Origin of the sequence: Pseudidiomarina tainanensis (assembly GCF_900115255.1) — a bacterium.
GTDB classification, from domain to species: domain Bacteria; phylum Pseudomonadota; class Gammaproteobacteria; order Enterobacterales; family Alteromonadaceae; genus Pseudidiomarina; species Pseudidiomarina tainanensis.
This window is the reverse complement of sequence record NZ_FOYU01000001.1, coordinates 350,299-369,331: the sequence shown is the minus strand read 5'-3', so window position 1 is coordinate 369,331 and position 19,033 is coordinate 350,299. Positions and strand designations below refer to the sequence as shown.

Here is a 19,033-nt window from a genome sequence, read left to right as displayed (position 1 = left end):
CTCCTGTGATTGAACTCAGTTGGACCAATGGATCCGGATAATTTTCCAGCCAGACTCAGTCGAATTTGATACGGTTACGGTTTCATTCATCGTTAAATCAACCTCACGCCCGTTATACTCCCCGGAAACGCTATACCGAGAAGTGATCACAGCAAGGCCATCGGCTGCTTGTACTGTCCTTTCAAGCAACTGTGAAGGAACCGCCTGGCTAAACTTAATATCTGACTTAAGGTGATGAGCACTGTACTCGGCCAAGGATCGTTCAACGCCACCACCTTCAAAGATAAGCACATCATCGGAAAGCACGTCTTTAACGACCTCCGTGTCACCTTCAGTTAAAGCAGTTCGAAATGCATCAAGCACTGCGGTCGGCTCAGATAGTTTTTCGGCGCTACTGGGCGCTGAAATAAACAGCACCGAAACCATAAAAACACTCATGAATAATTTCATTCTTATTATTCCTTACATTAACTAGGGGAAAACGCGCTGCTTAGCGCAGAGGCCAGGGTAAAAATAGTGACAGCCAATACCATTTCCGCCGTTATGGAGTTTTTGAGTCGCTTGGCGGCCGCGTTATCATTTAATTGCGGTACGAACTTTAATTTATGCAATGCGGCAACAAGGAGAATCAGCGCCACAAACACAAGTTTCGCTAGTAGTACCGTGTCATACGACGTAAGCGGCAGCTCTGGCATCCATCGCCCTGTTGCACTACGATACATAACCAAGCCCGCAATAAGGAGTATTGGAACCGCTGCAGACATATGCACACCAAAACGCTCCATAATGGCTTTCGCTTTAGCAAGCGGTACCGACGTTGCCAGCTTTCGCAATGAGTTAAGACTGCCGAACCAAACCCAAGCGACTAACAAGTGTGTTAAAAGCGCTAGCTTTCCCCACCAGACAGCGTCACTGCCGTGACCAATACTTAAAAAGCTCCATCCCATGAGTCCAATGGCGACAACATATAGCACCCACTTTATACGTTTTAGCTTAACAACGGAGTAAACAATCCAAGCAATAGCAACCGCTATCTGAAGTTGGATGAACAACCCAACAGGGCCGGTCCATATAAACTGCATGTAGGTCTTGTCAATCATGCCGGCAAAGCCTTCAGCAGCAAAACTACCGACTTTCAGAAAAAAATACAGAAGGCTTGCCAGTAATAGAAGCCACGCAACAAGGCTATTCTTTCGTTCAGACTGTTTTTTTAAACCGGACAAATAAACGATATAAGGCGAGGCGGTCATCACCGCGTTAAGCCAGAATATAAAGGCCAACGTTAAAACGCTGGCCACACTCCAAAGGGTCATCATTTCACCTCAAAGCTAAAATCACCCGATATTTTATGACTGTCCCCACCCATTGCCGTCCAATAAACCGTATAACCACCTGACGCCAAATTGTTTTTAACAGCAATTTCGTACGCTGCTTTGGGAGTCATGCTCATCGAAAAGTCCAGCGGATGCATTTTACCGTCATCTGAGTGCAGCATAATTTTAGCCAGACGAACATCACCGGAAAAATTCATCGTAATTTCCGTTGGTGACTCGGACAAAGTCGCACCGTCCTCCGGGCTACTGGATGTTAGGCCGACGTGAGCGCTGGCCCATGCACTAAAAAATAACGTGGTACCGAAGGCTAACTTAAGTATGTTTTTCATGTTGTTTCCTCTTTGTTTAATATCAATTAAAACCAAACTCTGGCCCCAAGGACCACGCCTGTTTCTGTGGTGTCCTCTCCCATTCGTTTCATTTCATCTGCCGTGTTGCCTAACGCGCCGTTCCAATAAACACCAATGTAGGGTGCAAACTCACGACTGATTTCGTGACGATAACGCAACCCCACACGCAAGTTGCTCAAGCCACTTTGCCGTTCATATTTGTCTGAATCTGTCAGGTTGGCTGTAAACTCAATGCGAGGCTGTAAGTACGATGTTTGTGTGAGCTGCCACTCGTACTCAGTTTCGCTGACAAACTGGACATCACCTTCTTCGTTCACCATCAACGAGTTGTCCATTTCAAACCAATACGGAGCCAGCCCCATGAAGCTAACAACGGCATAATTTTCCATAGAGGCATTAGACGATAAGGAGCCTCGCGTACCAACACCGGCCTGAAACGACCAAAATGGAGACACCAAGTATCCATACAGCAGTTCTGCACTTTCAAGGTCAGTTGGCTCACCGTCATCTTGAACGTTTTCACCTTCACTTTTGAAGACAACCCGGTGATAATCTCCGCCATACCAAGCCATCACGTCCCAGACAGCAAGATTCTCCTCCTCGTTGGTTCGCGTTAACTCCAACCGATCGAACAGTACTTGCCCGGTGTAATATTCTTTGACGGGTTCAGGCCAGTCCTCTTTCGCATGTCCGGCGACTGCTAAACCTGGCAACAACGCCGCACCCACTAATAATGATTTACCGTACATAATTGTCCTCCTTATGCGACATTAACCACACGGAACATACCCGCTTTCATGTGATACAACAGGTGACAGTGGAACGCCCAACTACCCGGCGCGTCTGCCGTTATCAATAACGACACTTTTTCGCTCGGCTTCAGGCTAATCGTATGTTTGCGTGGGCGTGGATACTGTCCGTTTTCAAGTTCCATCCACATACCGTGTAGGTGTATGGGGTGGTCCATCATCGTATCGTTTACCATCACCAACCTCAGTCGTTCTCCATGATGAAACTGAACCGGGCCATCCACTTCGGTAAACTTCTGACCATCAAAAGACCACATGTAACGCTCCATATTACCCGTTAAGTGCAGCTCTATCTGTCGTTCGGGATCCCGCGTATCCGGCCATTCATGCGCGCCGACCAAGTCGGTATACACTAAGACTTTATGATCAACGTCTTCCAATCCAATCCCGGGTTCATGCAAACGGCTTACCGGGTTTGTAGCAATCATAGCCGCCCCGGCGCCATGTCCGGACTCACGGTGTTTGATTTTAATGTTTTCGACCGGGAGCTCTTTTTTATGTGTCATTTTATGCGTCATATGACTGTTATTGCCGCCCATATGCTTCATATTCATGCTATTGCCTTTCATATCACCGGACATCGCCATCGCTCCCATGCCCATAGCGGCCATGCCTCGCTCAGGAACTTGCCGTAGTTCAGGCACTTCAGCCTCAAGACCAAGTTCCGGCGTTAACGTACCTCTGACATAACCACTTCGATCAAAGCTCTCAGCATAAATAGTGTACGGCTTGTTTTGCTTAGGCTGGACAATTACATCATAGGTTTCCGCCACACCAATGCGGAACTCGTCAACTGGCACCGGCTTCACAGGCTGCCCGTCAGCGGCCACAACCGTCATCTCCAACCCAGGGATTCTCACGTCGAAGAAACTCATTGCCGAACCGTTAATGATACGAAGGCGCACTTTTTCACCAGGCTTAAACAATGCTGACCAGTTCATCTGTGAATCGCGGCCATTCATCAGGTAGGTATAAGTACTGCCCGTCACATCCGCAATATCACGGGGGCTCATTCGCATTTGCCCCCACATTTCTCGTTGCTTCCAGGTTTTCTCTAACCCTTGCTGTCGCACGTCCTCGAAGGTCTCAAATATCGTACGTTTTTGATAGTTATAGTACCCCTCCGCAACTTTCAAGTTACGAAAAACCTCATCTGGATCTTCGAATGTCCAGTCGCTGAGAATAATGGTATGTTCTCGATCAGCACCAATGTCTCCGTCCTTGGGTTCAATCACTAACGGCCCTAGGTGTCCCAATTGCTCCTGCAAACCGGAATGGCTGTGATACCAATAAGTTCCGTTTTGCTCGACATCGTAGCGGTACTTGAACGTTCGTCCTGGCTTTATCCCTTCGAAAGATACGCCTGGCACACCATCCATGTTCTCGGGCAATATAATTCCGTGCCAGTGAATTGACGTGTCTTCCGACAACCGGTTAGTCACGTTTAACTTTGCTCGCTGCCCTTCTTTTAAACGAATCAAAGGACCCGGCATTTGGCCGTTGATGGTTATCGGTGTTCCTACCTTATTTCCCACGAGCAGTGGGGACTTTGCAATGGTGAGATCAATCTCATCGTTTGTCAGAACCTGATCCTTAAAACTGCGCCCCTGAGGAACAGCCCAAGTCGGGGCTACTTTGGCGATTGCTAAAGCAGACGCCACAGTGAATGCAGATTTAATAAACTTTCGACGCCCTTTGTTAAACTCATTGCTCATTATGACGCTCCTCTTTTGAGGTTAAATTTTGATGACATTGAATTTCCTTTTCCTTATCAGACGTTTCATCAGTAATCGATGATTTAAACCCTTTAATCGCACTACCAAGATCGGAGCCCAGGGTTCGTAGCTTTTTGCTACCAAAAAGAAGAATGACAATAACCAGTAAAACTCCTAACTGAACCATACTCATGCCGCCAAATCCCATAGCTAAATCCCTCCATTTGAGAGTGCTTGCTGCTGCTCTAAACTTGCTATCTGCTGATAAGGTGTAATTGAGCCGTCCTTTTTGATTTCATAGACCGTATACGGCTGAAACCGAGTACCCATTTCCATACCAACAGACCCTACCGGCATGCCAGGAACAGTTAATCCAATGCCATTTTCTGACTTTTTCCCAGCTAAATAATGAGAAACCAATGTAGGAGGAACGTGCCCCTCAAAGACATAACCATTACTAGAAATAGCGGTATGACAGGATTGGGCCTCGGCACTAATACCGGAGTCACGTTTTCGTTGGGTCAGGTTGTTCGGATGTTGTACAGAAACACTAAAGCTATCCGGTAAAGCTCTTAACCACTGTTCACAGCAACCGCAGTTCGGATCTTTTAGAACGGTTAGCTTCCGCTCCTCTGAACCTGTTGCAGACACAGACACGGAAAACAGCATCGCTAAAACAGCGATATTGCGTTTGATAGACATAATTATTCACCGACAAATAAGTTTTAAAGGAACACGCCGAGCGTGTGCTAAATTTTTAGTAACTTATTAAGCGATAATTATTGGGGGGGCGGAATAAATTAGACGCGTGTTTAGCACGAATGGAGGTGTCAATGGGCGCATCGACTTTAGTAGAGAAGTTAACTGCAGCAGCATTAACCGAGGAAGGCTGTCCGACAAATAAAACTGAGCCACCGGAGCAATGTCGAATGGTCATATCGGCACAGCACGAATTGTGCTTTTGCTCTTCATGCTCACAACCGCTTGCGTCTGCTTCCTGCATCATGCTGTGCTGCATCTGCCCATCATCATGACACGCGTGAGCGTCTGCCGTTTGCGAAAACGACATCGACACTAATAGCACTGCCATCACTAACAGAATTCGAACCTGCACGAGCACCTTGCTTTTTGCAACTTAATAAATTTCAGTCTAACGTCATTTTAGCGCATGTCAAATAATAATGATGAATCACGAAATGTTCGCAGGTATGGGCTTTCTATGGATGCTGATTGTGGGAGCTATTTTTATTGTTCCCGCATGGCGTATCTGCCAACGAGTTGGCTACCCTGGTCCATTGGGTCTTCTGATTGTTATCCCTATCGCAAATATCATTCTTCTTTACTTTATAGCGTTCGGCCCATGGAAAAATGTTGATAAATAGCTAATTCACTTTAACCAAAGCAACAAGTATAGCTTTTCATCTCTGATCAGAAGCACGAATTTATTTGCCACTACACGTTCACAAGTTGCAGACCACTATAGCTATGTTCAACGTGTTAAGCGAGTATTGGGCATAGCCAAAAAGTTAAAAGATTCATTTGTGAAAAAGCTTTCAATCAAAAAACTAAAGCTGAAGTTTTAGTAACAAGGTAAGTAACACGCTTGAATCTTAATATTTTTTATCCACTATAAAACAATAAGTTATTAGATCTTATCGATTCCGCCTCCGCACCATTATTGATAAGGCCTCGCTAGAAATAGCGGGGCTTTTCTTTTTCTGGCTTTGTACCAGATTTGTACCAGTTGTACCATCCACATTGCCCGCCACCCGTTTCAAATGATGACTCGCAAGGTGAGCGTACCGCAGTACCATCTCATACGATGACCAACCGCCAAGCTCCTGCAACTCTTGTAAGCTTGTGCCGCGTTGAACATGCCAGCTTGCCCATGTATGGCGTAAATCGTGCCAACGAAAATTTTCAATACCCGCTCGTTTTAACGCTGCATGCCATGCTTTGGTTGATGTGCGCTCAACTGGTTTGCCTTGATACACAAAACAATAGTGAACATCGTCGCCCTGCACTTCTTGCAACACCGATAAAGCATCGTTATTGAGTGGCACGTTTATCGCCTTTCCTGATTTTGATTGATCAGGATGAATCCACGCAAAACCACGTTCTAAGTCCACTTGATCCCACCGTAGATAACTCACATTCGACTGACGCAAACCTGTAGCCAGTGAAAATTGAGCCATCAACCGCAGATGCTTAGGTAACTCATTCAATAAACGTTGTGCTTCATCGTGTAATCCCCCCGATTTTTCGGGGGGATTACACATTGGCTGTAGGAAAAAGATTACGGATAAAGTTAGCTTAGTATGTGCTCGTTGATTTAGGCTGCAAGGTTAACGTTAAACCAAGTGCAGATGCCACCTTAGCGATAGTTGAAAATGTCGGATCTCCATCAGATTCCTCCACGCATGCATCCAAATATGCTTGAATGGCTTCGTCATTATCGAGGTGTTGTGTGTATGTAACTATCCCGGGGTTTGTCAACTGCAGTTAACAACCTGTGCGTTGACACGAGGTTTGAAGAGTATGGTTAGTTGGTAAAAGTGGCAAACGTAATATTGTGTAGGATAAAAACTTAATAGTTAAAATTCGACGAAGCTATGTCCGCTGTGTGCCATTGAGAGACATTCACTTAGCTCTTACAACAACTTTGGCCTTCTTGAATTGGTGGGCATTTCACTGTTCCATAAGAGCAGTATACACAACAATCGCCCTTCAAAGGCTTTAGGAGAACTTTGCAAGATTCACATTCATAATACCACTGGCAAGCGTTGGTTGACATTTCTTCGGTTTTACTGAAACCGCACTCAGGGCAAGTAATGGTAGAATTTAACTCTATACCTCGCATGTTTGCTCCTTCAAAGGTTTAACAATGTCCAATACGGACATTACAATCATCAAACAAATACCTACATAGAACAAATAAGTGCTCCAGTCATATTGCCATAGTGGATAGAGGGTTAACAAAACAGCTATAGGCCCAATAACTCCAAGAGTACCTCTCGTATGATTTTGGTTTTTATACCAGTTATACAAATTTACCAACAACGCCAGAGTAGCAAATATAGGTAACAAGGTATTTACAGCAATCCCCTCAAAGTGAGAGAGAAAGCCTAATCCCAATGCTGATGCTAATGAACCGAGAGCAGGGAAACACCCCGTACAACTGAGGGCTGCAAGCCAAACACCACCTGAGCCAACTTTATCTAAAATCTTATTAATCATTTTTAACGCCTAACATTATTTGAATGATTTGAGTGTAAACTCCGTAGGTAAGTACGGAGTCAATACTACTTTATCGAATCGATTATTGGGCAGTGAGATTGGTCGTTATTGTTGCGGCATGAATTAGTCATTTCTTTTATGACGACTTCTAAGCGTTGAAGGTCAGCTATCTTACTTTGAATTAAGCTCAGTTTCTGCAAACCTAGAGATTCAACTTTGGCACAATCGCCATCCATTGACATTAATGAAGCCACTTCTTTTAGAGTGAAGCCAAGTGCTTTGGCCCTACAAATGAATTGTAATTGTTTGGTGATTGAGTCGTCATACACACGATAACCATTTTGAGGTTTTTGAGGTTGTTTTATCAAGCCTTCTCGCTCATAAAAGCGTATAGTTTCTACGCCTAAACCAAGTTCTTTAGCCAACTTGCCTATTGTTTTCATCGTCTAACCACAAAATCAACTTTAATCATGACATTAGTATATCAATACGAAGTAAAATTGCTCGAACTACCAATGACTGGTTTTCGCTCATAGCTGACTAACAGCAATATCCGCAACATTTCTAAATAGCCCTGAGTTTCTCTTGTATTGCTGTGTAAATCGCTAACATGAATATCCCTTCAGATGTTTCCTTGCATTTGAGTCGATTTCCAGTAAGAATAACCAAGTACGGATTAAGAACGTTTCGATTAATAGCCCGTCAAACTATTAATCACCGAATAGGCGCCTAAATGGGCGCTTATTCAAATCCCCCCACCCTATATGCAACCTTTCAAATTGAAAATTTACTAGCCTATTTATCTTTCTTAGGCCAATAAATCATTGCCAAACCAATGGCTACAAATAGTACTGGTGTGATTGTCATAATAATTGCTTGGGTTGTTGTCATAGAGCCCTCTCTGTTGTCCTGTAAGACAATCATATGGTTATCTTTTGCAGTATGCACTTGCGTTTTCTTCCGTTGATTCAGTGTTCATTTAAATCCCTCAACCTACCTTCTGCAAGATTGTAGCGTCAATTTCAAAATATGTTACTCATGTTAACCATAGCATCATTTTTAAGACTAAATTAACTGAGTTTCAAATGGAGAAATCACATGGGAATTATCATCTCGGTGGCGTTTGCTGTCATGGTTATTGGCTATCTACTTGGTAAGGGCGACGTTGCTGCAAAACGCTCACCAGACTTACTGGCTCCTGAGCCTATCAAAAAATTTAGTGAGCAGATTAAAGATACGAACACACGCCCCTTAAGCGCTGAGCTGCGAGGTTTACACGATAGCGATGATGAGCCAACATCGCACCTTTGCCAGTTTTGTTGGGCAAACCACCGTACTTTTCACTTCTCAAGTCACTACTCATGTCACCACTCAATGCTGCACGACAAATTACTCGACCCAACTAATCTGCTCTCGCCGTTAAATCCAGCAAATATTCATTCAGTATTCGATGACGACATATTCACCGGCAGTATGAGCGGTGACGATATCTTTAACAGTAGTATCCATAACGACTCATTCAGCTCATTTGACTCACATAACCCATTTGATTAAAAGCCCTGAAGCACCCTATTTTCATGCTCTGCCAATCAGTAGCGCCAAATTCGAAACATGCTAGCGTGGTTACGCATTAGTTATTTCAACCAACAAGGAGCCACAACGATGCACCACTCAAAAACCGTTTTCGATAAAGCGTTTGCGCATGCTGAACATACCGAATGCCTGTTTGATATGCAGCATCAACTGATTGCATTGGTCGACAACCACCAGCAAATTTTAGGTGCCCTTCAGTTCGAGCTACGCGACGATAAATACGCACAAGTCGAAACCTTAGCCACTGCCGCCGAGAAAAAGGGTTATGGCTACCACCGGTTGTATCTAACTGCGCTTGCAGCTCTTGGCCCTGGCATGCAGCTTATTCCTCAAGCTTGCCAAGATAGTGATGTTTGTTTGGATATTTGGTACAAGTTTTACATGGAGCCAGACATCATCAAGACATCGTTAAACGGCACCAAGCATTATCGATTTGAGTTTGATGCCACCTACTCTCACGAACTGGCGGGCCTTAACCCCGATATTATTTGTGAGCAATGGGACGCGTGGGAAATCACCGACGATATTTATACCCATGTGAAATCAGGTGAATTGAATCCGCATCCATCGAATGTATCCTTTACGCTGCCAGAACAACGACGCGCACACATTGCTAAAACGGTAACGCCCTATGTGTTCACCGCAGCACAGATTGACGCTTTGAATAAGTGTTTAAGTTTGGATTATGAAAACCTTGGATCGCCCGCCGCCGATATTCTGCGACAAGGCGTGTCGTTTCCAGCGCCCGGACAACTCGTAAGTTCGGCACAGGCCGCCTAATAAAAAACGGAGGCACAATCGCCTCCGTTTTCATTAAATTCACTTCGTGAAGCTCTATGACGTTGCCTTTTGGCGTTCAATGACTTCGTTCTGTGCCTCAATTGCTTTATCAATTACCCGAGCATACACACGCTTCTTCTCGCGCGATTTTGCATTTCGCACGAATTCTGACAGGTTCGAATTATAAGTTGTCCTCGGTTTTAGCAACCAACTAAACATGACAAAATCCTCCTTATCATCGCTTAGGCTTGCGCTAATTATAGCACTTCACAACGAACCAAACGCCCTCTAAAAACTCACTACAATGCATATCTATGCACACACCAAAATCCCAAATAGCATGAAATCATGCTTTTTTGCCGCTCAAAATAGCATGATTTCATGCCAAGACCATGTGACCAAGTTGGCGGTGTCCATGCTAATTTACCTTAATGGATTTTAAGCGACGCTGAGGTGATGGATAGCTGAACCCCTTATGTAGCAAGGGTTGTAAAGCAATGTACATTAAGGTGTAAAGATAAAAATTACCCCAGACTACCTTGACATGGTAGGGGTCGGTAGTTCGAGTCTACTCGGACGCACCATCTTCTTAAAGTTTCAAAGCTCTTGGTACTAAGTCTATCCCGGCCATTTCATTGCTGAATGTAAAATCCGCAATATTCGTATAGCGTTATCACGGACATCGTACACGATGACGTAATTTGCATGTACAACAAACTCTCGAGTTCCGAGAACTCGTCCTTCACGACCCATTTCTGGATATTCAGATAAATTTGCAACGCTTGAGGAAATTAGGTTATCTAATTGAGGCGCAGCTAATGGGTTGTTACCTTCGATAAAATCATAAATTTGTTCACGGTCCTGAATGGCTTCAGGAGTCCATTGCACTATCATCGCTACTTATCGGTGTTACGCTGAGTTAACGCTCTGCGTGCCGAAAACTTAGCCTCAACGTCATTCGCTGGCACCAAATCCCCAGCGTTAGCAGAATCAAGCCCTTGATTTACTTGCTCCTTAAACCAGCTTTCGTGTTCAGCCAATCGCTGCTGTTGGTGCACATATTCACGCATGAAGTCACGCAACAACTGTGCACTGCTTCGATCGCGTGAACGCGCTGCTTTTGAAAATTCACTTTTCAACTCATCGTTAACTCGGAACGTAAATGTTGCATCGCTCATATCAATCACCGCATGTGTTACAAATTATGTACAATGTAGCACCAAGTTAAAAAATCGTCTAATTTACTTCGGAAACAAGGACCATCTTGTTTCTGAGTATTCGCGAATAGTCGATTTAAAACAAACTTAATTGGTTGTCAGCCAATTGCGACTTTGTACGGTGTTTTTTGCGTGATGCTGGTAGCCGGCGGCGCTCTTTGTTGCGGTCGGCGGGATGTAAGTTATAGCGCTGGCGAAGTTCAGCAATGGCGGCTTTGATTTGGCGGTGAGATTGTTCAAAATCCACCAACGGCGTTGGATAAAAGTATTGCTCATTCCAGCCAGCTTGACGTCTTAAATTATTCGGCATTTGCCATGGTTCAAATAGCCAAGCCCCTTCAATATGCTGCAATTCAGGTATCCAACGCTTTACAAAAAGACCATCGGGATCCAATCGCTGCGCTTGATGCACCGGGTTGTATATTCGCAGTATCGAATTACTGGCTTGTCCGCTTTGCATTTGAACTTGTGGGTAATGAATACCTGGCTCGTAATCAACAAATAACTTCGCTAACCATTGTGCAACAGGCTGCCATGGTAACCCGAGTGAGTACGTCGCAGCCGAAACCAACATCGCGCGCATCCGAAAATTAATCCAGCCATGGTGATGCAAGTAGCGCATACACGCATCAACCATGGGCCAACCAGTGCGCCCGTGTTTCCATGCGTCAAACTTTATGGCATCGAATTCTGGTTCAAGTTGCGCCATTTGCGGCACTAGCGGTCGGTTTTCCATATAACAATGGCTTTCAAAACGCTGCATGAAATAACAATGCCACCACAGTCGTTTCGCAAAATCATTTAAACTTCTTCGCCAGTAGCTATTGACGGTGCGCTCTTGCGCGGCATTGGTTTGTTGGACCAACTCTTTGAGGCTAATACAGCCATACGCCAAGTAAGGGCTTAAGCGAGAACATGCTGCCGGCGCGGTCAACGGCGAACTAATTGAACCTCGATAGCGCTCACTACGGCGAGTCAAAAAGCTCGTTAAAGTGGCCAATGCCTGAGTACGACCACCGCTCTGGCGCTTTAAACAGGGGTATTCATCTTGTGTGACATCGAAAGGTAAGTAGATTGATGGCACTTCGAAGGTGACGAAATTGATTTCACGAGGCAACTCAGCCTGTGGCTCCGACATGTAAGTAAACCAGTGTTCATGAAACTGCCCTTCCCGTTGTTTTACCGGGCGTACAACGCCAAACTGAGCATATTCATGCCATCTAACTTGGTTTGCTACGCACCAACGTTTTACCGCCCTATCCCGTGCAAACGTCCAAGCATTACCTTGTTCTTCATGGCTATGTAACGTGAATGCTCCAAACCGATGCTTTAATCTTGTCAGCGTTTCAACCACATCGCCCTGCGTTATCCACAAGGCACCGCCAAGCTTATGGAGTTGCTCCTGTAAATCAACTAGTGATTCACGCACAAACTGCCATTGTCGATTGCTGGTATCCGGCAACTGCCAGTATTCGGACTCAAGTACGTAAACGCACAGCACAGGCCCAGCCTTGCTTGCTGCAGCCAATGCTTGGTTATCAATTGTTCGTAAATCGCGTTTAAACCAGACAACTTGAAGATTCATGAAGTGCACGTTAAAAGAAATATCTAAGTTTTAAAACGTGCTGAGATTGCGAAGGGATCACTCACTAAGTGAGGTGCAGTCCAAGGACTGCACCTCTCCTTTATCGCAGTACTAGGGTTGGGGTGCGGCTTGCTTTTAGCATCGCCATGGTGGTGCTACCAACCAAAAATTGGCGAATGCGTGAATGGCCAAATGCCCCCATTACCATGAGGTCAATGTCGTGTTCAGATTGATACTGGTGCAAGGTGGCTTCTACATCACCTGCACGAAGCGCCACACTAACTTCGTGACCGCCGTCGCTTAACACTTTCTCAGCCCAATTGAGCTTTTCCCAATTGTTCGCAGTGTCGGCGTCAACCATCACCACATGTATCGGCATGCCTTTAAACAACGGGCTTTTCGCCAACATTTCGACGCCTTTTTCAGTAGTTTTGCTACCGTCGAAGGCTAACATTGCTGAGCGCGGTTCACTGAACGTATCTGGAGTCAGTAATAACGGTCGATGGACGGTGCGAATTACGGTTTCCAGCTGGCTTCCTACTTGATGCAATTGGTTTGCAGATGCTTCCCCATGGAGGCCTAGCACTGCAAGGCGCACATCGCTTTCAAGCGCTAACAAGTTCTCAGCAAGTTCGCCGTGCCGCTGACGTTGGGTCACATCTTTAACACCCAACTTACGCAATTTCTCGTCCGCCAGTTTCAACAGTACATGTCCGTGTTCTAACGCTAATTTAGCGCGCTGAGCATCAAGCTCAGCCAGTTGTTCAAGCAAATGTTCGCGCGTACCTAAACCAATATTTCCAGAAAGCTCACTCTCAGTTTGCGTTTTTAATTCATCTAAAACATGCAATAACATCACCGGCGCCGACAATTGCTTCGCGGCCCATGCGGAGTAATCGCACACCGCAGTGTTGCGCGATGCACCATCGATACAGCTAATTACATAAGACATAATTTCCCCTTATTATTCTAATGGCCGCCCATAATACTGTCGGCAGCGTCGGGTTTATCATGAACACCAAAGCGGTCAACAATCGTAGCACTCGCTTCATTTAAGCCGCGCACTTCCACTTCTGCGCCCTCACGGCGGAACTTAATCACCACTTTATCAAGTGCTCCTACCGCGGTAATGTCCCAGAAATGTGCTTTTGTAAGATCAATAATGACCTTATCGAGCGCTTCTTTAAAGTCAAACGAGTCAACAAACTTATCGGCAGAAGAGAAAAACACCTGGCCGATCACCTGATAACGTCGTTCGCTTCCGGATTCATCAATCGTTGATGTCACACTCATAAAGTGGCCAATTTTGTTCGCAAAGAACATGGCGGCAAGCAACACGCCAACCCCAACGCCGATTGCTAGGTTATGCGTGGCAACAACGACAACAACCGTGGTCACCATCACGATATTGGTTGATAACGGATGCTTTTTCAGGTTACGAATGGAATCCCAACTAAAGGTACCAATGGATACCATAATCATCACAGCAACCAGCGCTGCCATCGGGATCTGTTTCAACCATTCATCGAGAACTAATATAAGAACCATCAAGAAAATACCGGCCGTTAAGGTTGATAAGCGTGTACGACCACCTGATTTCACGTTAATCACCGACTGTCCAATCATGGCACAACCAGCCATACCGCCCATCAAACCAGCACCAATATTCGCGATACCTTGCCCTTTACACTCACGATTCTTGTCGCTCGGCGTATCCGTCAGGTCATCAACAATCGTTGCTGTCATCAATGATTCAAGCAAACCAACCACAGCCAAACCGGCAGAATATGGGAAGATAATCGCTAATGTTTCGAGGTTCAGCGGCACATCTGGCCATAAGAAAATCGGTAAGGTATCGGGTAATTGCCCCATGTCACCCACGGTACGGATGTCGATGTTCCAGAAAATCGCCACAATCGTTAAAGAAATAATACACACCAATGGCGACGGTAAGAGCTTACCGATAACTGGAACGTACGGGAATAAGTAAATAATCCCTAAACCAGCTGCCGTCATCGCGTACACATGCCAAGTCACATTGGTTAGCTCAGGTAATTGAGCCATGAATATCAATATCGCCAATGCATTCACAAAACCGGTTACTACTGAGCGCGACACGAAACGCATTAATGAACCGAGCTTTAAGTAACCAGCACCGATTTGTAGTACGCCAGTAAGTAACGTCGCAGCTAGCAAGTACTGAAGGCCGTGTTCGCGCACCAAGGTCACCATCAGCAACGCCATCGCGCCGGTTGCTGCCGAAATCATACCCGGTCGCCCACCAGTGAATGCGATAATCACCGCGATACAAAAGGATGCGTACAATCCGATTTTGGGGTCAACACCAGCAATGATGGAGAAGGCAATGGCCTCAGGAATGAGCGCTAGGGCAACGACAATACCCGCGAGCAGATCGCCACGGATATTCGAAAACCACTGGTTTTGTATGGTTTTGAACATAGGTTAAGTTTCACTTTTTCGTTAAAATTCAAACAATAGAAATACAGAAATGCGCCGCGTTTTCGGCTCTGGTAGTCAGAGTATAAACGCAACGTTAATAGAAATTATGAACGCTAGGGTGGCGTAAGGTTAAACAAACCAACAACTCTCCGTGCTTGTTCTTACCCAATGTAAGAAGGCGCGGATTATACGGAATTAGCTTAACGAACGCAAAAAGCTGATTCGCACATGTTGAGCTAACCTCTTGAGCTAAATAGACTGCACCGACCGTCGGTATAGGTTAGAATAGCGGCCCTAATCACAATTGAGTTGCACATTTATACATGACTTTTTCTGAACTCGGACTTTGCCCTGAAATTCTCGACGCCCTAACCCGCCAAGGTTATACCGAACCAACCCCCATTCAAGCACAGGCAATACCAGCGGTACTTGCTGGTCACGATGTGATGGCGGCCGCCCAAACCGGCACCGGCAAAACTGCGGGGTTCACCCTGCCGATTTTAGAAATGCTCAAGGGCAATGAACGTGCCAAAGCAAATACCGCGCGCGTTCTCATTTTAACGCCAACACGTGAACTTGCAGCGCAAGTTGGTGAAAGTGTCGCAACCTATGGACGCGGTTTACCACTCAACTATGCCGTAGTGTTTGGTGGTGTGAAAATTAATCCACAAATGATGAAGTTGCGCAAAGGCGTCGACATTTTAGTTGCAACGCCAGGTCGTCTGCTCGATCTCTATCAGCAAAATGCGATCCGATTTCCGAAGTTAGAAGTGTTAGTGCTTGATGAAGCTGATCGCATGCTCGACATGGGATTTATTCACGACATTAAGAAAATCATTAAGTTACTACCAGCCAAACGCCAAACGCTGATGTTCTCGGCGACATTCTCAAACGACATTCGCACGTTGGCGAAAACGTTGGTGAAAAACCCAGTCGAAATCTCGGTCGCGCCGCCTAACTCGACTGCTGAGCGCATTGACCAGATCATGTATGCCGCTGAGAAAAACAAAAAACCACGCATGCTCATGCAAATACTGCGAAATTTGAATTTGCCGCAAGTGATTGTGTTTTCTCGTACCAAACATGGCGCGAACCGCTTGGTGAAGCAGCTTGATCAAGACGGTTTTTTAGCTGCAGCGATTCACGGCAACAAGAGCCAAGGCGCCCGAATCAAAGCGTTAGCCGATTTTAAATCGGGCAAAGTCAACGTGTTAGTTGCTACGGATATTGCCGCTCGCGGACTCGATATCGAAAAATTACCGTATGTCATCAACTTTGATTTGCCACAAGTTGCTGAAGATTACGTGCATCGAATTGGCCGTACCGGTCGCGCTGGACAAGTTGGGCACGCCATTTCATTGGTCATGGACGAAGAGTTTAAAACCCTCAAAGCGATTGAAAAGCTCATTGGTCAGCCAATTGAACGTCACACTTTAGAAGGCTTTGCTGAGGTGCAATTAACTGGTAAAACTCCAGCACCGAAGCAAGGCCAACGTGCACCGCGACCGCCGCGGAAATCACAAGCTAGCAATGGAAATAACAAGCCTTCAAACCGTTTCAAGCGGCGCGACGGCGGTCGAAAAGCAAGTCACTAAGTAGTTTGACCGTGGTATACCTTCAGGTGGGTAAACCACGATCGGCACTTGTTTTTAGCTGTTACTAAAATAACGTTTGACTTGTTGAACAATCAGCGTAGCGTACGTCGCGTTGGTTAGAAACAGTAAGTTAAATCTCCTCTACTTCGTATTACTAGCATTATTCTTCGTCCTGCAGCTTTAAATTTCCTTTTTTTACCCCGCATGACGTTGTCAGTGGTTTTCGCCACGGCAATTAAATTTTTAAATTTTCAGGATTAATAATATGTCTACTACAGTAACTGGCGTTGTAAAATGGTTGAACGAAGCAAAAGGTTTTGGTTTTATTGAGCAACAAGGTGGCGCAGACGTATTTGCTCACTTTAGCGCAATTGCTAGCACCGGTTTCAAAACCTTAGCCGAAGGCCAACGTGTATCGTTCTCGATCACTCAAGGTCCTAAAGGCCCACAAGCTGAAAACATCGTTGCGCTTTAATCGCCGATAGTATCGCTTGATAATGAGGAGCTCTGTTGAGCTCCTTTTTTTATGTCTTGAATTTGCTTCTTTTAAATAACAGACTATCATTGTGTTAATTATTCATACACATTCTTGGATTAACGATGGCTCGCACAACAAGTATTACCATTGGTACTCAACTCGATGAATTCGTGAACGAGCTCATTGAGTCAGGTCGTTATGGTTCCACCAGCGAGGTTGTGCGCTCAGCGCTACGTTTACTCGAAACCCAAGAGCGCCAACTTAATATGCTTCGAAACGCTGTTTCAGACGGCGATGCTAGTGGCGTAAGTGATTTGTCACTTCGCGATATAGCTAATCAAGTGAAGCAAAAGCATGGCTTATAAACTTTCTTCGCTCGCCGCTGAGGAGTTCGACGTTTTAACCATAACCACCATGCGGTCTTTTATCGTATCGTTACAAATGATAATTCAGGTTCTGCCGTTCTAATTGTTCGAATATTGCATCAACAAATGAATCCTTATCTTTATTTCCCCCTTTAAAACCCACTACATTTTATTTCCTTGAATTAATTTAGGTTAGAGCCCATATACTCGGTATTAAATTTTCTTAGAGAGGACGCGTATGGCTGACAATATCATCGTGGCATGCCCTAGCTGTCATAAAAAAAATCGTGTTGTTACCGATAAGCCTCGTAGCGAAGCTAAGTGCGGTGTATGCAAGGCTTCGTTATTTCCCGGGAAAGCATTTGCGGTTAACGCCGATGAGTTTCGCGTACATCGCGACAGTGATTTACCATTAGTGGTGGACTTCTGGGCGAGTTGGTGCGGGCCGTGTAAGCAGTTTGCGCCGATATTCGAACAGGTTGCGCAGCAGTATGCTGAGAAGGCGCGTTTCGTAAAAGTAAGTACCGAATCGGAGCCTCACTTGGCTCAGCATTTTATGATTCGGAGCATTCCGACATTGATGGTGGTTAAAAACGGACAAGAGGTTGCACGCCAAGCCGGTGCGATGGGGCCGGCGCAGTTGGTGCAGTGGCTAAATCAACATCTTTAAGAGCGTTGCTGGTTATTCGTTATTCGTTATTGGTTATTCGTCGAGGGAGCACTGCAGGCAGCGCTCCTGCCCCGTAATTAGCTTCGAGATACCATTGCGGTTGCGGGCAAAGAACAGATACCCTTTGTCTGCAAACCATTTCACGATGGGCCAACGTAACGTGGCTGTCATCCAGCCTCGCCCTACCGCTGACCATGCAGCATGAGTGACATCCAAGCCATAAATCATTTCGCCGTTGGCTTTTTGTCCATGCAAAATGCGATTCGCTTCAGCCACCTCAATGTGCGGATAGCGCTCGGCGAAATCGACTGCCCATATATTCTCAAATTTGAGCTTGCGCTGTTTGTCTTTCGCCTTTAAGTGCTTCATTTCTTTCACGCACAGCGGGCAACCACCATCGTAAAAAAGAGTCAGTTTTGTGGCCACGGGCACCTCTTTTTGTGGTTTATGAGTTCCTGAATTATACGCCATGTTGACTCCTCCCGATCACTTCTCCTTCTTCTCTTTGACTTTACCTACAAATCTTATAAACTCTGCATCGATTTTATTTAAGTAGTTACTAAATTATGGTGTAACCTGCGATGAAGAAGTTGATTTTTCCAGCCCTAATGAGCTGCTACATGGCATTGTTGATGACCTGTTTAATCACCTGGATTAATACTGGATTTGATTCAGGTTTCTGGGGCCGTTGGTTTACCGCATTCTATATCGCGTGGCCAATTGCCGGATTTTTAGTTTTTATTGGCGGTCAACGCATTCGCGCGATCAGCGAAAAGCTCGCTGCAAAACTATAAAAAAGAGGGGTGCAGTCCTTGGACTGCACCCCTCCTCTTTCGTCACTCTTT

The 19,033-nt window shown here is 45.4% G+C and carries 27 protein-coding genes and 1 pseudogene; 8 read left to right on the top strand and 20 right to left on the bottom strand.

Annotation, left to right across the window (positions count from 1 at the left end; all coding sequences use genetic code 11):
• Positions 1-15: 15 nt before the first annotated feature.
• From BM292_RS01745 to BM292_RS01685, 13 genes are all read right to left on the bottom strand, one after another.
• Positions 16-450 (bottom strand): YybH family protein, encoded by a 435-nt coding sequence (locus BM292_RS01745; RefSeq protein ID WP_092854689.1) that lies wholly within the window; start codon positions 448-450, stop codon positions 16-18.
• 17 nt (positions 451-467) lie between these two features.
• Positions 468-1,316: a CopD family protein gene (locus BM292_RS01740; protein ID WP_233340205.1), complete on the bottom strand. Its 849-nt coding sequence runs from the start codon at positions 1,314-1,316 to the stop codon at positions 468-470.
• Positions 1,313-1,663, bottom strand: a complete 351-nt coding sequence (locus tag BM292_RS01735) for a copper resistance CopC family protein (RefSeq protein WP_011234483.1) — start codon at positions 1,661-1,663, stop codon at positions 1,313-1,315. The genes BM292_RS01740 and BM292_RS01735 overlap by 4 nt, the downstream gene beginning before the upstream one ends.
• A gap of 26 nt (positions 1,664-1,689) precedes the next feature.
• Entirely contained in the window at positions 1,690-2,433 is a 744-nt protein-coding gene (locus BM292_RS01730; RefSeq protein ID WP_092854684.1) for a copper resistance protein B, read from the bottom strand.
• A gap of 11 nt (positions 2,434-2,444) precedes the next feature.
• Positions 2,445-4,208 carry a copper resistance system multicopper oxidase gene (locus tag BM292_RS01725; protein WP_092854682.1) on the bottom strand — a complete coding sequence of 588 codons (1,764 nt, stop codon included), beginning with the start codon at positions 4,206-4,208 and terminating at the stop codon, positions 2,445-2,447.
• Positions 4,198-4,416 carry a twin-arginine translocase TatA/TatE family subunit gene (gene tatA, locus BM292_RS01720; RefSeq protein WP_092854680.1) on the bottom strand — a complete coding sequence of 73 codons (219 nt, stop codon included), beginning with the start codon at positions 4,414-4,416 and terminating at the stop codon, positions 4,198-4,200. Before tatA ends, BM292_RS01725 begins: the two co-directional genes overlap by 11 nt.
• Positions 4,417-4,418: 2 nt before the next feature.
• Entirely contained in the window at positions 4,419-4,910 is a 492-nt protein-coding gene (locus tag BM292_RS01715) for a DUF411 domain-containing protein (RefSeq protein WP_092854678.1), read from the bottom strand.
• 55 nt (positions 4,911-4,965) lie between these two features.
• On the bottom strand, positions 4,966-5,322 hold the full coding sequence (locus tag BM292_RS01710; protein ID WP_092854676.1) for a hypothetical protein: 357 nt from the start codon (positions 5,320-5,322) through the stop codon (positions 4,966-4,968).
• A 538-nt stretch (positions 5,323-5,860) separates the two neighbouring features.
• Positions 5,861-6,487, bottom strand: a complete 627-nt coding sequence (locus BM292_RS01700; protein ID WP_092854674.1) for a site-specific integrase — start codon at positions 6,485-6,487, stop codon at positions 5,861-5,863.
• A gap of 34 nt (positions 6,488-6,521) precedes the next feature.
• Complete coding sequence (locus BM292_RS11890) at positions 6,522-6,704, bottom strand: helix-turn-helix domain-containing protein (RefSeq protein ID WP_143434060.1); 183 nt, start codon at positions 6,702-6,704, stop codon at positions 6,522-6,524.
• A gap of 148 nt (positions 6,705-6,852) precedes the next feature.
• Entirely contained in the window at positions 6,853-7,068 is a 216-nt protein-coding gene (locus BM292_RS11775; protein WP_072243337.1) for a GDCCVxC domain-containing (seleno)protein, read from the bottom strand.
• Positions 7,056-7,445 (bottom strand): organomercurial transporter MerC, encoded by a 390-nt coding sequence (gene merC, locus BM292_RS01690; RefSeq protein WP_034823179.1) that lies wholly within the window; start codon positions 7,443-7,445, stop codon positions 7,056-7,058. Before merC ends, BM292_RS11775 begins: the two co-directional genes overlap by 13 nt.
• Before the next feature lie 65 nt (positions 7,446-7,510).
• Positions 7,511-7,888: a MerR family transcriptional regulator gene (locus BM292_RS01685; protein ID WP_092854672.1), complete on the bottom strand. Its 378-nt coding sequence runs from the start codon at positions 7,886-7,888 to the stop codon at positions 7,511-7,513.
• 655 nt (positions 7,889-8,543) lie between these two features.
• Between BM292_RS01685 and BM292_RS01680 the strand changes: the two genes are divergently transcribed.
• Together BM292_RS01680 and BM292_RS01675 are read left to right on the top strand one after the other, a co-directional pair.
• The gene (locus BM292_RS01680; RefSeq protein ID WP_092854670.1) at positions 8,544-8,999 is read left to right on the top strand and encodes a hypothetical protein; all 456 of its coding nucleotides are present in this window, start codon (positions 8,544-8,546) and stop codon (positions 8,997-8,999) included.
• Positions 9,000-9,107: 108 nt separating this feature from the next.
• Positions 9,108-9,818, top strand: a complete 711-nt coding sequence (locus BM292_RS01675) for a hypothetical protein (RefSeq protein ID WP_092854668.1) — start codon at positions 9,108-9,110, stop codon at positions 9,816-9,818.
• Positions 9,819-9,872: 54 nt separating this feature from the next.
• Here the strand turns inward: BM292_RS01675 and BM292_RS11735 are convergent, their stop codons facing one another.
• The 6 genes from BM292_RS11735 to BM292_RS01650 form a co-directional block, all read right to left on the bottom strand.
• Positions 9,873-10,037, bottom strand: a complete 165-nt coding sequence (locus tag BM292_RS11735; RefSeq protein ID WP_165383892.1) for a hypothetical protein — start codon at positions 10,035-10,037, stop codon at positions 9,873-9,875.
• A 399-nt stretch (positions 10,038-10,436) separates the two neighbouring features.
• The gene (locus BM292_RS01670; RefSeq protein WP_092854666.1) at positions 10,437-10,712 is read right to left on the bottom strand and encodes a type II toxin-antitoxin system RelE/ParE family toxin; all 276 of its coding nucleotides are present in this window, start codon (positions 10,710-10,712) and stop codon (positions 10,437-10,439) included.
• Positions 10,713-10,714: 2 nt separating this feature from the next.
• Positions 10,715-10,996, bottom strand: a complete 282-nt coding sequence (locus BM292_RS01665) for a CopG family ribbon-helix-helix protein (RefSeq protein ID WP_092854663.1) — start codon at positions 10,994-10,996, stop codon at positions 10,715-10,717.
• 115 nt (positions 10,997-11,111) lie between these two features.
• On the bottom strand, positions 11,112-12,620 hold the full coding sequence (locus BM292_RS01660) for an FAD-binding domain-containing protein (RefSeq protein WP_092854661.1): 1,509 nt from the start codon (positions 12,618-12,620) through the stop codon (positions 11,112-11,114).
• A 100-nt stretch (positions 12,621-12,720) separates the two neighbouring features.
• The gene (locus BM292_RS01655) at positions 12,721-13,572 is read right to left on the bottom strand and encodes a universal stress protein (protein ID WP_092854659.1); all 852 of its coding nucleotides are present in this window, start codon (positions 13,570-13,572) and stop codon (positions 12,721-12,723) included.
• Positions 13,573-13,589: 17 nt separating this feature from the next.
• Positions 13,590-15,080, bottom strand: a complete 1,491-nt coding sequence (locus BM292_RS01650; RefSeq protein ID WP_092854657.1) for a SulP family inorganic anion transporter — start codon at positions 15,078-15,080, stop codon at positions 13,590-13,592.
• 323 nt (positions 15,081-15,403) lie between these two features.
• On the opposite strand from BM292_RS01650, the gene BM292_RS01645 reads away from it, so the two are divergent.
• The 5 genes and pseudogenes from BM292_RS01645 (at position 15,404) to trxC (ending at position 18,188) form a co-directional block, all read left to right on the top strand.
• Positions 15,404-16,675: a DEAD/DEAH box helicase gene (locus BM292_RS01645; RefSeq protein WP_245751790.1), complete on the top strand. Its 1,272-nt coding sequence runs from the start codon at positions 15,404-15,406 to the stop codon at positions 16,673-16,675.
• Between the two features lie 265 nt (positions 16,676-16,940).
• Entirely contained in the window at positions 16,941-17,150 is a 210-nt protein-coding gene (locus tag BM292_RS01640) for a cold-shock protein (protein ID WP_092854655.1), read from the top strand.
• A 125-nt stretch (positions 17,151-17,275) separates the two neighbouring features.
• A complete protein-coding gene (locus tag BM292_RS01635) occupies positions 17,276-17,518 on the top strand; it encodes a type II toxin-antitoxin system ParD family antitoxin (RefSeq protein WP_092854653.1) in 243 nt (80 codons plus the stop codon).
• A gap of 33 nt (positions 17,519-17,551) precedes the next feature.
• Positions 17,552-17,674: pseudogene (locus BM292_RS11860) on the top strand (hypothetical protein); the annotation flags it as partial.
• A gap of 82 nt (positions 17,675-17,756) precedes the next feature.
• The gene (trxC, locus tag BM292_RS01625; RefSeq protein WP_092854651.1) at positions 17,757-18,188 is read left to right on the top strand and encodes a thioredoxin TrxC; all 432 of its coding nucleotides are present in this window, start codon (positions 17,757-17,759) and stop codon (positions 18,186-18,188) included.
• Positions 18,189-18,221: 33 nt separating this feature from the next.
• Here trxC and BM292_RS01620 read toward each other — a convergent pair whose 3' ends face one another.
• On the bottom strand, positions 18,222-18,659 hold the full coding sequence (locus BM292_RS01620) for a thiol-disulfide oxidoreductase DCC family protein (protein WP_092854649.1): 438 nt from the start codon (positions 18,657-18,659) through the stop codon (positions 18,222-18,224).
• A gap of 110 nt (positions 18,660-18,769) precedes the next feature.
• On the opposite strand from BM292_RS01620, the gene BM292_RS01615 reads away from it, so the two are divergent.
• A complete protein-coding gene (locus BM292_RS01615; RefSeq protein WP_092854647.1) occupies positions 18,770-18,982 on the top strand; it encodes a DUF2798 domain-containing protein in 213 nt (70 codons plus the stop codon).
• Positions 18,983-19,033 lie beyond the last annotated feature (51 nt).

Coding starts and splice junctions, on each gene's coding strand:
- BM292_RS01745 (WP_092854689.1), bottom strand. CDS start 450: ATGAAATTATTCATGAGTGTTTTTATGGTTTCGGTGCTGTTTATTTCA.
- BM292_RS01740 (WP_233340205.1), bottom strand. CDS start 1,316: ATGATGACCCTTTGGAGTGTGGCCAGCGTTTTAACGTTGGCCTTTATA.
- BM292_RS01735 (WP_011234483.1), bottom strand. CDS start 1,663: ATGAAAAACATACTTAAGTTAGCCTTCGGTACCACGTTATTTTTTAGT.
- BM292_RS01730 (WP_092854684.1), bottom strand. CDS start 2,433: ATGTACGGTAAATCATTATTAGTGGGTGCGGCGTTGTTGCCAGGTTTA.
- BM292_RS01725 (WP_092854682.1), bottom strand. CDS start 4,208: ATGAGCAATGAGTTTAACAAAGGGCGTCGAAAGTTTATTAAATCTGCA.
- tatA (WP_092854680.1), bottom strand. CDS start 4,416: ATGGGATTTGGCGGCATGAGTATGGTTCAGTTAGGAGTTTTACTGGTT.
- BM292_RS01715 (WP_092854678.1), bottom strand. CDS start 4,910: ATGTCTATCAAACGCAATATCGCTGTTTTAGCGATGCTGTTTTCCGTG.
- BM292_RS01700 (WP_092854674.1), bottom strand. CDS start 6,487: ATGTGTAATCCCCCCGAAAAATCGGGGGGATTACACGATGAAGCACAA.
- BM292_RS11775 (WP_072243337.1), bottom strand. CDS start 7,068: ATGCGAGGTATAGAGTTAAATTCTACCATTACTTGCCCTGAGTGCGGT.
- merC (WP_034823179.1), bottom strand. CDS start 7,445: ATGATTAATAAGATTTTAGATAAAGTTGGCTCAGGTGGTGTTTGGCTT.
- BM292_RS01685 (WP_092854672.1), bottom strand. CDS start 7,888: ATGAAAACAATAGGCAAGTTGGCTAAAGAACTTGGTTTAGGCGTAGAA.
- BM292_RS01680 (WP_092854670.1), top strand. CDS start 8,544: ATGGGAATTATCATCTCGGTGGCGTTTGCTGTCATGGTTATTGGCTAT.
- BM292_RS01675 (WP_092854668.1), top strand. CDS start 9,108: ATGCACCACTCAAAAACCGTTTTCGATAAAGCGTTTGCGCATGCTGAA.
- BM292_RS11735 (WP_165383892.1), bottom strand. CDS start 10,037: ATGTTTAGTTGGTTGCTAAAACCGAGGACAACTTATAATTCGAACCTG.
- BM292_RS01670 (WP_092854666.1), bottom strand. CDS start 10,712: ATGATAGTGCAATGGACTCCTGAAGCCATTCAGGACCGTGAACAAATT.
- BM292_RS01665 (WP_092854663.1), bottom strand. CDS start 10,996: ATGAGCGATGCAACATTTACGTTCCGAGTTAACGATGAGTTGAAAAGT.
- BM292_RS01660 (WP_092854661.1), bottom strand. CDS start 12,620: ATGAATCTTCAAGTTGTCTGGTTTAAACGCGATTTACGAACAATTGAT.
- BM292_RS01655 (WP_092854659.1), bottom strand. CDS start 13,572: ATGTCTTATGTAATTAGCTGTATCGATGGTGCATCGCGCAACACTGCG.
- BM292_RS01650 (WP_092854657.1), bottom strand. CDS start 15,080: ATGTTCAAAACCATACAAAACCAGTGGTTTTCGAATATCCGTGGCGAT.
- BM292_RS01645 (WP_245751790.1), top strand. CDS start 15,404: ATGACTTTTTCTGAACTCGGACTTTGCCCTGAAATTCTCGACGCCCTA.
- BM292_RS01640 (WP_092854655.1), top strand. CDS start 16,941: ATGTCTACTACAGTAACTGGCGTTGTAAAATGGTTGAACGAAGCAAAA.
- BM292_RS01635 (WP_092854653.1), top strand. CDS start 17,276: ATGGCTCGCACAACAAGTATTACCATTGGTACTCAACTCGATGAATTC.
- trxC (WP_092854651.1), top strand. CDS start 17,757: ATGGCTGACAATATCATCGTGGCATGCCCTAGCTGTCATAAAAAAAAT.
- BM292_RS01620 (WP_092854649.1), bottom strand. CDS start 18,659: ATGGCGTATAATTCAGGAACTCATAAACCACAAAAAGAGGTGCCCGTG.
- BM292_RS01615 (WP_092854647.1), top strand. CDS start 18,770: ATGAAGAAGTTGATTTTTCCAGCCCTAATGAGCTGCTACATGGCATTG.